This window comes from Natrialba sp. SSL1 (assembly GCF_001861355.1).
In the GTDB taxonomy this organism is placed as follows: domain Archaea; phylum Halobacteriota; class Halobacteria; order Halobacteriales; family Natrialbaceae; genus Natrialba.
In genome coordinates this window covers 37,183-51,668 of the sequence record NZ_MASN01000052.1, presented here as the reverse complement: position 1 = coordinate 51,668, position 14,486 = coordinate 37,183, and the positions used below count along the sequence as shown (strand labels likewise).

The 14,486-nt window shown below is 62.5% G+C and carries 15 protein-coding genes; 6 read left to right on the top strand and 9 right to left on the bottom strand.

Annotation, left to right across the window (positions count from 1 at the left end; all coding sequences use genetic code 11):
* Nucleotides 1-11 precede the first annotated feature (11 nt).
* Nucleotides 12-518, top strand: a complete 507-nt coding sequence (locus BBD46_RS17525) for a Mut7-C RNAse domain-containing protein (protein ID WP_071402974.1) — start codon at nt 12-14, stop codon at nt 516-518.
* Nucleotides 519-599: 81 nt separating this feature from the next.
* Entirely contained in the window at nt 600-1,346 is a 747-nt protein-coding gene (locus BBD46_RS17520) for a 3-oxoacyl-ACP reductase family protein (RefSeq protein WP_071402973.1), read from the top strand.
* Between the two features lie 33 nt (nt 1,347-1,379).
* On the opposite strand, the gene BBD46_RS17515 is transcribed toward BBD46_RS17520, so the two are convergent.
* Entirely contained in the window at nt 1,380-2,144 is a 765-nt protein-coding gene (locus tag BBD46_RS17515) for a PHP domain-containing protein (RefSeq protein WP_084777812.1), read from the bottom strand.
* Nucleotides 2,145-2,282: 138 nt separating this feature from the next.
* Between BBD46_RS17515 and BBD46_RS17510 the strand changes: the two genes are divergently transcribed.
* Nucleotides 2,283-2,582 carry a DUF7565 family protein gene (locus BBD46_RS17510; protein WP_071402971.1) on the top strand — a complete coding sequence of 100 codons (300 nt, stop codon included), beginning with the start codon at nt 2,283-2,285 and terminating at the stop codon, nt 2,580-2,582.
* A 62-nt stretch (nt 2,583-2,644) separates the two neighbouring features.
* Here the strand turns inward: BBD46_RS17510 and BBD46_RS17505 are convergent, their stop codons facing one another.
* Together BBD46_RS17505 and BBD46_RS17500 are read right to left on the bottom strand one after the other, a co-directional pair.
* Nucleotides 2,645-3,082, bottom strand: coding sequence for a transcription elongation factor Spt5 (locus tag BBD46_RS17505; protein ID WP_006652073.1), 438 nt, complete (start codon nt 3,080-3,082; stop codon nt 2,645-2,647).
* A complete protein-coding gene (locus BBD46_RS17500; RefSeq protein ID WP_006167833.1) occupies nt 3,082-3,261 on the bottom strand; it encodes a protein translocase SEC61 complex subunit gamma in 180 nt (59 codons plus the stop codon). Before BBD46_RS17500 ends, BBD46_RS17505 begins: the two co-directional genes overlap by 1 nt.
* Nucleotides 3,262-3,482: 221 nt before the next feature.
* Between BBD46_RS17500 and BBD46_RS17495 the strand changes: the two genes are divergently transcribed.
* Nucleotides 3,483-4,280, top strand: coding sequence for an alpha/beta fold hydrolase (locus tag BBD46_RS17495; RefSeq protein ID WP_071402970.1), 798 nt, complete (start codon nt 3,483-3,485; stop codon nt 4,278-4,280).
* A gap of 127 nt (nt 4,281-4,407) precedes the next feature.
* Here BBD46_RS17495 and BBD46_RS17490 read toward each other — a convergent pair whose 3' ends face one another.
* Nucleotides 4,408-5,724, bottom strand: coding sequence for a purple acid phosphatase family protein (locus tag BBD46_RS17490; RefSeq protein ID WP_071402969.1), 1,317 nt, complete (start codon nt 5,722-5,724; stop codon nt 4,408-4,410).
* Between the two features lie 181 nt (nt 5,725-5,905).
* Here BBD46_RS17490 and BBD46_RS17485 point away from each other — a divergent pair, with 181 nt between their 5' ends.
* The gene (locus BBD46_RS17485) at nt 5,906-6,130 is read left to right on the top strand and encodes a hypothetical protein (protein ID WP_071402968.1); all 225 of its coding nucleotides are present in this window, start codon (nt 5,906-5,908) and stop codon (nt 6,128-6,130) included.
* Between the two features lie 60 nt (nt 6,131-6,190).
* On the opposite strand, the gene BBD46_RS17480 is transcribed toward BBD46_RS17485, so the two are convergent.
* Entirely contained in the window at nt 6,191-7,147 is a 957-nt protein-coding gene (locus tag BBD46_RS17480) for a TIGR03557 family F420-dependent LLM class oxidoreductase (RefSeq protein ID WP_071402967.1), read from the bottom strand.
* Nucleotides 7,148-7,219: 72 nt separating this feature from the next.
* Nucleotides 7,220-8,350, bottom strand: a complete 1,131-nt coding sequence (locus tag BBD46_RS17475) for a S1C family serine protease (RefSeq protein ID WP_071402966.1) — start codon at nt 8,348-8,350, stop codon at nt 7,220-7,222.
* 337 nt (nt 8,351-8,687) lie between these two features.
* On the opposite strand from BBD46_RS17475, the gene BBD46_RS17470 reads away from it, so the two are divergent.
* Nucleotides 8,688-10,736 (top strand): glycoside hydrolase family 15 protein, encoded by a 2,049-nt coding sequence (locus BBD46_RS17470; RefSeq protein WP_071402965.1) that lies wholly within the window; start codon nt 8,688-8,690, stop codon nt 10,734-10,736.
* Between the two features lie 168 nt (nt 10,737-10,904).
* Here the strand turns inward: BBD46_RS17470 and BBD46_RS17465 are convergent, their stop codons facing one another.
* The 3 genes from BBD46_RS17465 to BBD46_RS17455 all read right to left on the bottom strand — a co-directional run bounded on the left by BBD46_RS17465 (nt 10,905) and on the right by BBD46_RS17455 (nt 14,365).
* Nucleotides 10,905-12,143 (bottom strand): mandelate racemase/muconate lactonizing enzyme family protein, encoded by a 1,239-nt coding sequence (locus BBD46_RS17465; protein WP_071402964.1) that lies wholly within the window; start codon nt 12,141-12,143, stop codon nt 10,905-10,907.
* 122 nt (nt 12,144-12,265) lie between these two features.
* Nucleotides 12,266-13,333: a glucose 1-dehydrogenase gene (locus BBD46_RS17460; protein WP_071402963.1), complete on the bottom strand. Its 1,068-nt coding sequence runs from the start codon at nt 13,331-13,333 to the stop codon at nt 12,266-12,268.
* A gap of 384 nt (nt 13,334-13,717) precedes the next feature.
* Complete coding sequence (locus BBD46_RS17455) at nt 13,718-14,365, bottom strand: bifunctional 4-hydroxy-2-oxoglutarate aldolase/2-dehydro-3-deoxy-phosphogluconate aldolase (RefSeq protein ID WP_071402962.1); 648 nt, start codon at nt 14,363-14,365, stop codon at nt 13,718-13,720.
* Nucleotides 14,366-14,486: the final 121 nt, after the last annotated feature.

Genomic DNA, 14,486 nt, shown 5'->3' with positions numbered 1-14,486 from the left:
CCTTTCGACCTATGCGATTCCTCCTCGACACCATGTGCGGCGGGCTCGTCGCCTACCTTCGGATGTGCGACTACGACACGGTCTACGCGGGAGATCGCGAGCCGGTACTCGAGTCCGACGACGACCTGCTCGCCGTCGCGGCAGCCGAGGACCGCACGCTCGTCACGCGAGATACCGAACTCGCGGCCCGTGCTGCGGACGCGATTCTGCTGACGGCACTCGAAGTGGAGGAACAACTGGGAGAACTCAGCGAGGCGGGTGTGGAACTCGAGCTCGCGGCTGCGCCGTCGTACTGCGGGCGATGCAACGGTGGACTCGAGCGCGTCGATCCGTCGGCGGAGACGCCGGAGTATGCACCGAGTCCAGTTGCGGACCCAGTCGACGACAGTGGTGGCGAAGACGAGGACAGCGATGCGATGGCCGTCTGGCGCTGTCAGTCGTGCGGGCAGTACTTCTGGCGTGGGAGTCACTGGGATTGTGTCGCGCAGGTCCTGGCGCGTTACTCATCTCTCACCTGACGCGCTCAGTCGACGTCTACCAGATGAGACGCTGATATCTCCGGGTGGGTGTTAACGGGACCTCATCTGAACAGGGTGAGTATGGGAGCACTCGAGGACCAGTCGGCTCTGATTACCGGCGCATCGCGAAGTATCGGACGCGGGATTGCAGAAGCGTTCGGTCGCGAGGGTGCTGCGGTGGTCGTGAACTATCACTCGAACGAGGACGGTGCCGAAGAGACGGTCGAGATCATCGAGAACGAAGGCGGTTCCGCTATCTCCGTACAGGCAGACGTGAGCGACGAGGACGAGGCCCGGACACTCGTCGAGACGGCCGAAGAGGAGTTCGGCAGCATCGACGTCCTCGTGAATAACGCGGGCATTCTCGAACCGGCGACGCTCGACGAGATGGACATCGAAACGTGGGACCGGACCATTTCGACCGATCTCCGCGGGACGTTTTTGGTCACGCGGTTCGCTATCGAAGGGATGCTCGACCGGGGTAGCGGCCGGGTCATCAACGTCGCCTCGCAGCTGGGGATCAAGGGCGCTTCGGAACTCACGCACTACTCAGCCGCGAAGGGCGGCGTCATATCGTTCACACGGGCGCTTGCCCGTGAGGTCGCACCCGACGTGCAGGTCAACGCCATCGCACCCGGTCCCATCGAAACGGATATGCTCGACGACACTACCGAGGAGTGGCGTGAGCGCAAAGAAGCGGAGGTCCCTCTCGGTCGGATCGGTACCGTCGACGAGGTCGTTCCCACGGCGGTACTGCTCGCTGGAGAGGGCGGCGACTACTATACGGGGCAGACGCTCAGTCCCGACGGTGGGGATGCGATGCACTAACCCACGTTCGTCTAATCGCCGTTCACACAGCAGTTAGTACACCGCTGCATCGTCGAACCGCCCGTCGTAGGCGATGTGATCCGGATGCGTCGGCTCGGTCCCCGAGAGAAACAGCCGCTCCGCCTTCTTCCACGTGTTCTCGTAGCCGAGGTGGAGCAACTCGGCCGCCGTTGTCCGCCACCGGTCGAGTCCGTTCGAGCGGACGATCTGGCGCGGAGCATCGTTCTCGAACGCCTCACAGAGTTCCGCCTCGGACTCGATCGCCGATTCGAATGCCGTGTGGGCCACACCCACCGAACTCGGCAGGTGTGCATACGACGACGTAAACGGCGACAACTCGAGTTCGTCCGCTAACCAGCGCGCCCGTCGGTTGTGCCACGGCAGGTGTTTCGGGTTGAAAACCTCGACGGCATCGATCGTCTCGCGGTACTGGCGCAGGTCGGCCGGCGAGAGACTCACGTTCAAAAAGGCAGGGTGCGGAGCAAGCACCGTCGCGTCCTGTCGGTCGAACTCGGTCATCGCCGCCTCGAGTGTGATGAAATCCGGTACCGGCTCCTCGAGTCCGATCGCGAGCACGTGCTTGCGGTTGGACCAGGGACCGGTGAACACCTCGCGACCGGGGACGACCAGCAGGTCGTTACTCGAGTACCGTGTGGCCGTCTCCCGAATCTCCGGCAGCCGTTGGAAGTGCGGTGCGTAGACGATCACGTCGAGTCCCGCTCGCGTGGCGCGCTCGACGACGGTTTCGTCGAGCACCTTCACGTGACAGTCGACCTGAGACGACACTCCATCACTCACGACTGCTCGTTTCACGACCGGAGAGTTATGAATTCTGATTCGCCACGGGTCCAGCTACCGGGGTCGAACTCGTCTACTGGGTCACATGTACTACGAAAAGACCATTAGGGCGGCCCGTCCAGTTCGACGCGAAGACGAATGGGAACGGGACTAGCCTGGGAATGCGAGATCGACGGCTGCGGCGAGGTCTTCGCCGATATCGAGTCGGCTGTCACCCATCAGGCGACAGCACACGACCATCTCGAGTGCGAAATCTGTGACGCGCTCGTTCCCGATGGGTATCTCGCGATTCGCCACACGTTCACGGAACATAGCCGTGCGGAGTACGTCCGCGCCTACGGCGCGAACTCGGCCGACGTGCGCGAGCGTGAGGAGTTACTTGAGACAGTTGCGGATGTGGCTGATCCGGAGTCGCTTGGCTCCGAAGTCGAGGAATAATTAGTTCACAGACCGAAACGAACTGGCTGCCAGAGATACCGGCTCACTCGCTCGTCAGCGCGCTATCGCTCGTCGGAGTCGAGCACGCGGATCTGGTCGCCACGAACCGTCACCGGAATCGGGACCGTCGCCTCGTAGAGTTCGACCGTCACCTGATCCTTGCCTTCGTCGATACGCTGGACCTGTGCCTTCTCGCCCTTGAACGGGCCGGCGATGAGTTCGACGATGTCACCCTCTGCAATACCCTCGACGTCCGGCTTTGGCGAGAGGAAGTGCTCGACTTCCGAAATATCGGACTCGCCGGGGACGATACTGCGCGCGTGGGGGATGTCCTCGAGTACCCGGTTCAGGACGGCACTGCCCTCAGCTTCGACCATCACGTACGAGGTCAGCGAGTCGGGCGCGAGCGCGGCGTGAATCTCGGGTTCCTCACGGTTGATGATCATCTCCGCGACGGTACGCTCCTGGCTCGCCGTCGTTTTGACAGCGAAGATGCCCATTAGACACCACCACTACCGGTCAGCAACAGCATGATGCCGCCGATGATGAAGCCGAGGAAACCGACCAGTAGGATGCCTGCACCGGCGATCTTCGACACCTGGAGGAACTCCTGGGTGGTGGGTGTCGTCGCCATTTTCAACACCCGAACGTACGAGGTGAGATCGTAGGGAACGTCCATATTTGTCTGTTCACAACGCGGGGACTTTTATCTGTCTTTCGTGTTTTCCGAGAGATCGGTCGTGGCACTCGAGTCAATCGGCGCTGGAGGTCCCGTCTTGGCTAGCGGCTGTTTGGAATCGTTCCGATCGGTACAGAGGGCGCGAACAACGATTGTTCACTACTCGGATGTGTGCGTGTAGTTAACATAGGTTGGCGGTGTAGTCAGAGAGAAGAGGGACAATGGAGACAGTCACATCAGCAGACGGCACCGAGATTGCGTTCGAGCGGACGGGGAACGGACCACCGCTCGTGCTTGTGCATGGGAACGGCGACGTTCACACATTCTGGGATCTGGCTGGAGCGCGCCCCGCTCTCGCGGACCATTGCACGGTCTATGCTATTGAGCGGCGTGGTCGCGGTGAGAGCGGTGACGCTGCCGAGTACCGGCTGGAACAGGAAGCCGAGGACGTGGTTGCGGTCATCAATACGATCGACGAGCCAGTGGTCGTGGTCGGTCATTCCGGAGGTGCACTCTATTCGCTGGAGGCTACCCTCCGAACCAGCAATCTCCGCACGCTCATCCTGAACGAACCTCCCATTATGGTCCGCAATCACGAACTCGGTGTTGCAGCCGGAATTGCCGAAATGAATCGGTTGCTTGATGACGGCGATAACGAGAAGGTACTCGTGTTCTTCCTCCAAGAAGTCGCTGGACTCACGCCAGCTGAACTCGATACCGCTCGCGCCAGTCCGACCTGGCAACAGATGGTTGACGCAGCGCATACATTGCCCCGCGAGTTGCAAGCGATCGAAGAGTACGAGTTCGACAGTGCCCGGTTTGAGGAGATGACAGCGCCGACCTTGCTGATGATCGGCAGCGAGAGCCCTCCCCTCTTCGAGGATGCAATAGAAGCACTCAACGATGCGCTCCCGAACAGCAAGACCGTTACCTTCGACGGACACCAGCACGAACCGATGAACACCGCGCCAGACGACTTCGTAGACGAGGTACTCACGTTTATCCGGAAACCGAACTAGCGGAACTGCGACCGGGTCATTCGTTTTCATCGTCGGTCGATAGTCACCTGTCACGAGTGGACTGCCCCACGACGACATATCTCTGCAGCTGTAATCCGTCCAATAATCGTTCCGTCTCTACTCGTGGCTAGTCAGCTGGAAGATTCTCCAGTCCACTGTCCGGAGAACCATGAGCGGACTCGTAGTCGAACTGGTCGACACGGTTCTCATCGGGGCCGACCGCACGGAACTGCCGCGATCCGTCCGGCGAGAGGGCCACGCGTATCACGTGGAGTTCGCTTTCGCTCACCGCAAGATACGATCGTTCGTCGGGCGAGTGAACGTCGCGGGTACCCCGGCCCCATGCGCCATCGCCGAGATAGAGAACGCCGTCGGGGTCGGGTTCTCCGCCCGCGAGTCGATGGGTGCGTTTGTACGCGTGGTCGTCGTGTTCGAATGCGACGTCGACATCGTACTCGTCCAGTAGTGGCACCCAGTGCTGGCGCATCGCTTCTCTCCCTCGGTCGTCGATCTCCCTGACCGATGGGTAGATCGGGACGTGATAGACGGCAAGCAGGTGTTTACGGTCGGTTCGTTCAGCTAGGGCGTCTTCGACCCAGTCCGTCTGCTCACCGACAACCGCTGTCGTGTGGTTCGAGTCGAGGAGCAGGATCGAGAGCTCGTCAGCGACATCTAAGGCCCAGTACGCGTGTTCTCGATGGGGGTTGTCGAAGAGCGTGTAGAAGAACGGGGCTTCGTCCGGCGTTTCGCCCTGTCCACCCCGTACCTCGTGATTCCCGATGGCGGCGACCAGCGGGATGAGTCGGTTGCCGGACCGCATATATTCGTTCCAGTGTTCGAGGAACGCAATCCACCGACCCTCGTGCCAGCCGTCAGCGTAGGCCAGGTCCCCACCGACGACGGCAAAGAGGGGGTCCCACACGGCCGCCTGCTCGTGTAACGGCGGAACGTCCGACGAGGTTCCGACGTCACCGCCCTCTGCGAACGTAATCGGTTCGGTAACGTCCTCGGGAGCCGTTCGAACGGCACCTTCCAGTTCGGCTCCGTCGATAGCGATTCGATACCGCGCATCCGGCGCTAGATCAGTCACATCAGCGCGGTGGCGGTTCAAGTCTGACCCGCCGAACTGTGCTACCTCGGTCTGTACTCTTCTGGTGCTGGTATCGTCCTCTGGGGAGAGTTCGACGGAAACAGATTCGTCGAGTTCGGTCTCCGGAGTGAGCCATTGGAGCGTCATCGTCGTTGCTGGATCGTGGCCCCGCCACGTGGCGATGAGGGTCGAGAAGTCCGATTCCGGTTCGTCGGGGCCTCTATCTCTCGGATCGAACCGTCTCGGGTCGAGTTCCGTACACCCCGCGATTCCGAGCGTGCCGAGACTGGCACAGTGCAGAAAGCGTCTACGGGTGGATGAACTGCGCCCCGATCCGCGGTCATCCTGTGACATGGTGAGATAACCGGATTCGTGTTCCAACAAGGGAGCGCTTGCACAGTGAAACAAGGCAACCCAACGTCATGTGCAAACCGTTCCGCCAGTCACCAGTTGGCTCGGCTCAAATTATCAGTCGAACGACCCACGTTGCACTCGACGGCCGGCCGTCCAAACGGCTCGCGGCTGAAGTCGGAGTATGGCAGAAGACAACACCGATCGAACGGACGAGTACGAATCGGAGCGCAAGGCGGAGATCGAGGACGAACTCGAGCGCATCGACCGCGATCCGGACGAGGTCGACGAGGGGAGTACCGACGTTGGTTCCCAGAGCGCGCCGAGGCGGGACGAACGCGGCGAGCAGGACGAGCAGGAAGAAGAAGAGGGCGAGGAGGCAGCCGAACTCGAGGAGACTGAAGAGTAGCGAGCCGACTGCTTCTTGGCGGACCGACCGTTTCGTAGGCTGTCTTGAAAGGAGCCCGTCTCAATCGATCTCGGGAATGACTTCCTCCTCGTAGAACTCGATGAAGTCGGCCTGATTCGAGCCGATCTGGTGGATCGCGATGTGGTCGAAGCCGGCGTCGACGTACTCCTGGATCGTCTCGATGTGTGCGTCGGGATCTGGCCCGCAGACCACGAGGTCGGCGATGTCCCCCTCGGAGACGGCCTCGGTCGCCTGCTGAAAGTGTGCAGGTGTCGCGAGTTCCCAGAGCAGTTCGCCGGGGAGCGCCGCCTGCGGCCAGATTTCGTGGGCGGTCTCGATGGCTTCCTGTTCGTCCTCAGCGTAGCAGACGTCGACCTCGGCGTAGCGCGGCTTGTCCTCGCCGCCGCCATCTTCGAACGCCTCGACGAGTTCTTCGTCCGGCGCGACGGCCACGAGTCCGTCGCCGATCTCGCCCGCAGTGCGCGCCGTTTTCGGCCCGTCGGCGGCGATCGGAATCGGCGGCAGTTCGTCGGGCAGCGTGTAGAGGCGCGCGTTCTCGACGGTGTAGTACTCGCCGCGATAGCTCGTCGTCTCTCCTTCCCAGAGGGTGCGGATGAGGTCGACGGCTTCGCGGAGCATCTCGAGTCGGATCGCGTGTGGCGGCCAGCGGTCGCCGAAGACGTGCTCGCTCAGGTTCTCGCCGGTGCCGACGCCGAGGAAGAACTGGCCGGGAAGCTGGACGCCCGCCGTCGCGGCAGCCTGCGCGATGAGTCCGGGATGGTATCGGATGATCGGACACGTGATTGACGTGCCGAGGCGGAGGTCGTCGGTCGCCTGTGCAATCGCACCGATGACGTTCCAGACGAACGGACTCTCGCCCTGTGTCGAGGTCCAGGGGTGGAAGTGGTCCGAGATCATCGCGAACTCGAACGTGGACTGGTCAGCGAGTGTTGCATACTGGGTGAGATCGGTTGGGCCGTGCTCCTCGCAGATGAGTTTGTAGCCGAGTTGTGTCATGGGTGGTGTGGGGAATTGTCAGTTCTGGTGATAGTCATCTCGTCCTCGTCTGTCAGTCGTCCGTCACCGTCGCTATGGGAGGTCGACATCCGGTCGCTCCTCGAGTGTCACCTCTTCCTGCTGGGGCTCGCCCTCGCGGATGACCTCGAGTTCGACCGTCTCGCCGGGCGAGGTCTCGAGTGCCAGGACGGACGTGAGACGCGCCTCGTTCGGGATGTCTTCGTCCCCGATCGAGACGATGACATCGCCGCCGATCGGGACCGGAGCGCCATCGATGAGCGTTTCACCGTCGATCGGTTCGAGGACGCCGTCTGCCGGCGAATCGGGGACAACTTCGGAGACGAGAACGCCGCGGGCTTCTTCGAGATCGTTCGCCTCGGCGACCTGCGGTCCGACAGCCGAGACGCCGATCCCCATGTATGGGTGCTCGTACTCGCCGTCTTCGATGAGTGCCGGGATGACGCGGTCTGCGAGTTGTGCGGAGATCGCGAAGCCGATGGTCTGGCCGGCACCGGCGAAGACGACGCCGAGGACCTCGCCGTCGAGCGAGACGAGCGGGCCGCCGCTGTTGCCCGGGTTGACCGGCGCGTCGGTCTGGATCGCGGCCGGGATCGCAAAGCCGGTCGGGCTCGGAAGTTGGCGGTCGATGCCGCTGACGATCCCCTGCGAGAGCGAGGCGTCGAGTCCGAGCGGATTCCCGAGGACGAGGGCTTCCTGACCGATGACTGGATCGTCAGCCGTAAACGAGAGTCCGTCCGCGATATCCGGGAGGTCATCGACGGCGATCGCGGCGAGGTCGCTGTGGCTGTCGGTGCCGACCACCTCGCCCTCGCGCCACTGTTCGTCACGGAACTGGAGTTCGACGGTGCTGGCCTCCCTGACGACGTGGGCGTTGGTGACGACGTGATCGTCGACGACGAAACCGGAACCGATGCCGCCGGGGTCGTCGTCGAACGGATCGTCCGAACCGACGACGGTCACCAGGACGACGTCGTCGATGATATCGTCGTAAACGTCCGCGTAGGGGCCGCCGGCGTCGAACGGATCGTCCCCGTTCTCGGTGCCCTCGTTTCCGCCGTCCTGGATCCCTCGAGCACCGCCGGTTCCGACACCTGCGCTTGCGCCGATTCCGGCGAACGCGATACCGGTACCTGCACGAAGGAGCCGTCGCCGTGAGAGTGTGTGCTGTCGTTGCCGTCCCATCGTAGACTTCCACCTCGACGAGGGCCATAAAACGCCGCCCAGCACGCCATTGTTCCACGGCACCGGTCATACGACGAGATCGTGTACGCACCCCCTATTCGCCGCACCCGGCCGCTGCTGGCCGACACTTATTCTCGCACGCGGTAGACAACGTAACGAGTCACGGATACTCCGTGTGTGCAGTACCATATCCGATCACTCGATCACTGTTCGCCCACCGAGGACACAACGGACGTACTCATGTCTTACAGCCCGCAGCCCGCTCCCAGTCTGCTCACAGTCCAGGCCCGTGCCGTTGGTCCTGTCGACTGATCCGACCACCGCGTGACACGCAACGATGGAACACGACTATCCACCCCTTCGAGACTACGGCAGTATCGGCAACGACGACCGGTGTGCACTGGTCAGCAGATACGGCTCGATCGACTGGTGTTGTTTCCCCCACCTCGAGTCCCCGAGCGTGTTCGCCCGGTTGCTCGATGCAACTGACGGGGGACACTTCACCGTCTCTCCGACGGCAGACGACTTCGAGTCGAGTCATCAGTACGCCGACCGAACCAACGTCCTTCAAACCACCTTCGAGACGGAATCGGGCCAGGTGACACTGACCGATTTCATGCCCATCCAGAACGGGGATACAGCGGAGCAGCAATCTCGCAACCAGGACTCTGACGACCAGCACCGGGACCAGCACGAGCACCAACACCAACATCAACACTCACACCCCCAGCACGCAATCTACCGCCAACTCGAGTGCGACCGCGGTTCGATGGCGTGCCAGGTCGTGTTCGAACCCCGACTCGAGTACGCGCGAGTGACGCCGACGTTCGAGGCGGTCGGGGATGGTATTACGGCGAGGCGAGGAGGCGGTGAGGAGGCGGCTACTGGCGATATCGAGGAAAGCGACGATGGCGACGACTGGCTCGACCAGCGCCATAAGCCGGTCCACTACGTCGGCGACGCCGACCTCGAAATCGACCACGAGGAAGCGCGAGCGACCGGGACCGTCTCACTCGAGGCTGGTGACTCCTGCTGGGTTGGTATCCAGTACGGTGGCCAGGAGCCGCCGGCGTCGCCGTCGTATCAAGCGTGGCTCGACGAGACAAAGCGATACTGGCGCGAGTGGATCGGCAGTCGGGACGGCACAGCCGACTCGGTTCCGGAGCGCTGGCACGAGATGGTCGTCCGCGCGGAACTCGTCCTGAAACTCCTGATTCACCACGAGACGGGAGCCATTCCGGCTGCAGCGACCACATCGGTCCCGGAGAAAATCGGCTCAGAGCGAACGTGGGATTACCGGTACAACTGGATTCGCGACGCCAAATTCACCGTCCAGTCGCTACACGACACCGGCCATCGCCAGGAAGCCAGGAACTACTTCGACTGGTTCGTCGGTATCGCGACAGACCACCCAACCGAGATTCGACCGCTGTACGGACTCCACGGCGAACGCGACGACGAACTCGAAGAACGGACGCTCGATCATCTCTCCGGCTATCGGGACACAGCTCCGGTTCGGATCGGCAACGGTGCAGCATCACAGCTCCAGCTCGATGTCTACGGTACGTTCGTCCAGGCCATCTACGAAACCATCCAGTTCGACGAGGACGCCGGGCTGAGCGAGGACAGCTGGGACGCCGTCATCGAGAGCATCAACTACGTCTGTCGCAACTGGGACCAGCCGGACGCCGGCATCTGGGAGTTCCGCGAGGAACATCGTCACTTCCTACACTCGAAGCTGCTGTGCTGGGTCGCTCTCGATCGCGGTATCGCGCTGGCTGAGGCAAACGACTTCGACGCGCCGCTCGAACGCTGGAGAGGCACGCGCGACGAGGTTCGTGACGCCATCGAAACGCGCGGCTACAGCGAAGAGGCCGGCAGCTTCGTCCAGTACTTCGACAGTGACGAGGCGGTCGACGCGACGGCGCTTCTGATCCCCATTTACGAGTTCCTCCCGCCGGAGGACGAGCGCGTCCAGTCGACCATCGACACCGTCCTCGAGAAGCTCGCAACCGACGACGGGCTCGTCGTACGCTTCGTGGATACCAACGTTCGGGAAGACGAAGAAGAGGCGTTCCTGCTCTGTTCGTTCTGGCTCATCGACGCGCTCGTCCTCTCGAACCGACTCGAACTCGCAATAGAGTACTTCGAATCGCTACTCGAGTACGCCTCGCCGCTCGGGCTGTATTCGGAGAAGGTCGACCCCGACAGCGGCCGACTGCTCGGAAATTTCCCGCAGGCGTTCTCGCATCTAGGGTTGATCAACAGCGTGAGTTATCTCGCGCGGGCGATGGATTCGGAGGGAGACGTTTCACCCGAGGATTTCCATCCGGAGAATGTGGAGACGCTGTTTCGGCGCGTCGACGAGGACAGCGTCCCCAGATGAACGGTTTGCGGCGTCCGGGTCTCAGTCGCTGCGTTCGTTCGGTGTGCTTTCGTCTTGGTGATCAACGAGCAGCGACTAGCTAACAGCGACCACTAAATAGCGATCAGCGAATAGCGACTCAGCGAATAGCGACTCAGCGACCAGCAAAACGCTTCACGCGTGCCGGCGTTACGCTTCGTCAAAGAGCTCTTCGCCCTCGACCATGTGCTCCTCGACGGTATCCAGATCGAGCGTGACACCGAGCCCTGGCTTCTCGGGAATCTCGATGTAGCCGTCTTCGATTACAGTTTCCTCGACGAGATCCGACCACCACTCGAGTTCGTAGGAGTGGTACTCGACGGCGAGCGAGTTCGAGATGGCTGCGCCGACGTGGGCGCTGGCCATGGTCGCGACGGGCGAGGCGACGTTGTGCATCGCGACGGGGACGTAGTAGAGATCCGCGAGGTCGGCGATCTTCCGGGTTTCGCGCATCCCGCCGACCTTCGGCATGTCGGGGGCGATGATGTCGACAGCCTGCTCTTCGAGGAGGCGGCGCTGGCCGTGTTTGCGGTAGACGTTCTCGCCGACGGTGATGGGCGTGGTCGTCGACTGAGTGACTTCGCGCTGGACGTCGTGATTCTCCGGCGGGACGGGGTCTTCGAGCCACCAGACGTCGTACTCCTCGAGTCGCTTCGCGAGGCGCTTTGCGGAGCCACCGGAGAAGGTCCAGTGACAGTCGAAGGCCACGTCGGCACGCGAGCCGACGCGATCGGTGATGGCCTCGACGATCGAGGCCTTGTGTTCGATCTCGGGCTCTCGCAGGTGGCGGTTGGCGCGGTCTTTCTCGTGGCCGGAGGGGACGTCGAGGTCGAATTTGAGCGCGTCGTAGCCGAGCTCTTCGACGACGCGTTCTGCCTCGTCCGCACAAGAAATCGGGTCGGCCTCGTCCTCGGTGTGACAGTCGCAGTAGACGCGGACCTCGTCGCGGTACTTGCCGCCCAGCAGCTGGTAGGCTGGCACCTCGAGAATTTTGCCCGCGAGGTCGTGCAGGGCGACTTCGATGCCCGAAATCGCCGTCACGGTGACGCCGCCGATCGAGCCCTCGCCGGACATCTTCTGGACGAGGTGTTCGGTGAGCCGGTCGATATCGAGCGGGTTCTCGCCCCGCAGGAAAGGGGCCATGCGCTCGATGAGTTCCGGCGCACCCGCGCCCCAGTAGGCCTCGCCGGTGCCGACGATGCCCGCGTCCGTGTAGATTCGGACGAGCGTCCACGGGAAGTTTCCGTCGACCATCGTCGTTTGCACGTCGGTAATCTCGACGTCACGGCCGCCGCCGCGCTCGCGTGTCACGCCCATCGTTTCCGCCGAGAGCTCCCGCATCGTGTACTCGGCGTTCGGATCGTGGAGCCGCGTGTAATCTACACCCATGGAATGAATACTTACACCTATGATAGTAATAGTTTTGCATCCGGCGCGTGCGAACGCGCCTCGACGGTCTGTATTTCCGAGTCGCCCGTTGCAGTGCAGGCGCTCAAACGAACACTCCAAACTCAGACGCCGTCGAACTCGATCGCAGTCTTGACGACATCGTCCCCCGCGTCGAAGGCGTCCTGATAGTTCTCGAGGTCGTACACCCCGGCCGCGAGTTCCTCGGTGAACCAGTCGGGAAGCTGTGCGAGCGTGTCGATCGCGGCCTCGAAGTGCCCGCGGTGGGAGTTTACAGTGCCGAGCAGCGCCTTGTTGTGCAAGACGAGTTCGCGGTGGAGCCGGCCGCCGTCGACCTCGAACTCCCAGGGTTCGGGCACTCCCAGCAGGACGCCGACCCCGTTCGGCGCGAGCGCCTCGACCGTTTCGAAGGCGTGCTTTGCGTGCCCAGTCGCTTCGTAGACCAGGTCGACGGCCTCGTGTTCGGCCGGAATCTCTGCAACCGGTGTCTCCCGCGAATCGACGTAGGTGCCGCCAAGCTCCGAAACCAGTTCGACCGTCGGGTGCGACCGATCCCGACGACCGAGGCAGTAGGTCCGATCGAACTCGAGTACCGACTCGAACATCGCGAGGGTGATGAGCCCGAGCGGGCCGTTCCCGAGGACGAGCGCCGAGTTAGGTTCCCACTCGAACGCCGATCGGCTCGCGACGGCGTGCTCGAGCGCCTTCTCCGTGATGCTGATCGGTTCGACGAGGAAGCCAAGCGCTGCGAGTTCCGCGGGAATCGGAACGAGGTACTCCGCCGGGCTGGTGAAATATTCGGCCATGAAGCCGTGGGCACCGACGATTCCGCGCTCGACGTACGCACCGCTGGGGGCCATGTCTGGCTCGCCGCGTTCGAAGAACTCGTTGCTCTCACCGGGACGACGGCGCACGGTCGGGACGACGAACTGGCCGGACTCGAGTGCCGTGCCGTTCGGATCCTCGACGACGCCGACGGCTTCGTGGCCGAGAACGAGCTCGTCCGCTCCGTCTGGGAGATCGCCGTGGTGGCCCGCAATCACCTCGTGGTCGGTGCCGTCGATACCGACACGCAGTGTCCGGACGAGGGCTTCGCCTGGCTCGGGATCGGGGCGGGGCCGCTCGACGAGAGCGGGTTCGCCGGCCCCTGGGTCGACAGCGATCGCTTTCATACTCGACCAACGGAACCAGTGGGATAAAAATTTACCCTTCCAGTAGTAAACTTCTGAACAGCGCGATATGACCGCCAGTACTTATCCACGTTCCGACATATATGCACTCCTCGACGACTGCCCAATACGACCCTCAACCTTCGATTAACTAGTCTCGGAGTCGTATTCGGCCAATACACTCGAGTTGGCTGCTGTGTCAGTTTCAATAGATCGACTGATGTTCGAACAAATATCAGATTCGTTGGATCAAACACAGCACTGCTGCTGTCGGCAACGTACCACTTGTCGGCCAGCAAAACGGGTTTTGCTGGCAAACACTGCCATCGCTGATTAAATTGTGAACAGCGGCCCCGGGTCGGCAGTAACTATCGTGAGGGCCAACTACTATCGGGCGTCCTCGACCGCCGCAACGAACGCCTCGGCGGTTTCGCGGACCTGCTCCATGTCGCCGCGTTCGATAGCCTCGTCGTCGAGGATGGCACCACCCGCGCCGACGGCGACCGCACCTGCGTCGAAGAAGTCGGCGACGTTGTCGGGCGAGACACCACCCGTCGGAATGATGTCTACATCGCCGAGTGGGCCGCTGAGTGCACCAATGTGACTCGGCCCGACCGTCGAGGCGGGGAACATCTTCAACAGATCCGCGCCGGCTTCCATCGCCGTGACGGCCTCGGTCGGCGTCATGACACCGGGTGCTGCGAGCACGCCGTGGCGGTTGCACGTCCGCACGACGTCGGGACTGGTGTGTGGCGAGACGACGAACGTCGCGCCCGCGTCGATCACCGACTGGGCCGTCGCAGCGTCGAGGACGGTCCCCGCGCCGATCACGGCGTCAGTATCTGCGAGTTCGCGATCTACGTCGGCGATCATCTCGGCGGAACGGGTTCCATCGGCGGTGATCTCGAGCGCCTCGACGCCAGCGTCGGCGAGGGCGCGCGAGACGGGGACGATCTGGTCCTCGTCGACGCCGCGCAGGACGGCGATAACGCCGCTCTCGACGATACGGTCCTCGATGGTTCGTTTGTCGGTCATCGGGTCCCTCCACGTGGGCCCGACGGATAGTTCTCACCGGGCTGGCCGTTCCGGACGGACGTGTCACGGAGCGCGTCTCTAAACATCGACCCCGTCTTTCTGGCCACTAACCAAGAAATTT

Bases quoted from the DNA above. Each gene is read 5' to 3' on its own strand.
- BBD46_RS17525 (WP_071402974.1), top strand. From the start codon at position 12: ATGCGATTCCTCCTCGACACCATGTGCGGCGGGCTCGTCGCCTACCTT.
- BBD46_RS17520 (WP_071402973.1), top strand. From the start codon at position 600: ATGGGAGCACTCGAGGACCAGTCGGCTCTGATTACCGGCGCATCGCGA.
- BBD46_RS17510 (WP_071402971.1), top strand. From the start codon at position 2,283: ATGGGAACGGGACTAGCCTGGGAATGCGAGATCGACGGCTGCGGCGAG.
- BBD46_RS17505 (WP_006652073.1), bottom strand. From the start codon at position 3,082: ATGGGCATCTTCGCTGTCAAAACGACGGCGAGCCAGGAGCGTACCGTC.
- BBD46_RS17500 (WP_006167833.1), bottom strand. From the start codon at position 3,261: ATGGACGTTCCCTACGATCTCACCTCGTACGTTCGGGTGTTGAAAATG.
- BBD46_RS17495 (WP_071402970.1), top strand. From the start codon at position 3,483: ATGGAGACAGTCACATCAGCAGACGGCACCGAGATTGCGTTCGAGCGG.
- BBD46_RS17490 (WP_071402969.1), bottom strand. From the start codon at position 5,724: ATGTCACAGGATGACCGCGGATCGGGGCGCAGTTCATCCACCCGTAGA.
- BBD46_RS17485 (WP_071402968.1), top strand. From the start codon at position 5,906: ATGGCAGAAGACAACACCGATCGAACGGACGAGTACGAATCGGAGCGC.
- BBD46_RS17480 (WP_071402967.1), bottom strand. From the start codon at position 7,147: ATGACACAACTCGGCTACAAACTCATCTGCGAGGAGCACGGCCCAACC.
- BBD46_RS17475 (WP_071402966.1), bottom strand. From the start codon at position 8,350: ATGGGACGGCAACGACAGCACACACTCTCACGGCGACGGCTCCTTCGT.
- BBD46_RS17470 (WP_071402965.1), top strand. From the start codon at position 8,688: ATGGAACACGACTATCCACCCCTTCGAGACTACGGCAGTATCGGCAAC.
- BBD46_RS17465 (WP_071402964.1), bottom strand. From the start codon at position 12,143: ATGGGTGTAGATTACACGCGGCTCCACGATCCGAACGCCGAGTACACG.
- BBD46_RS17460 (WP_071402963.1), bottom strand. From the start codon at position 13,333: ATGAAAGCGATCGCTGTCGACCCAGGGGCCGGCGAACCCGCTCTCGTC.
- BBD46_RS17455 (WP_071402962.1), bottom strand. From the start codon at position 14,365: ATGACCGACAAACGAACCATCGAGGACCGTATCGTCGAGAGCGGCGTT.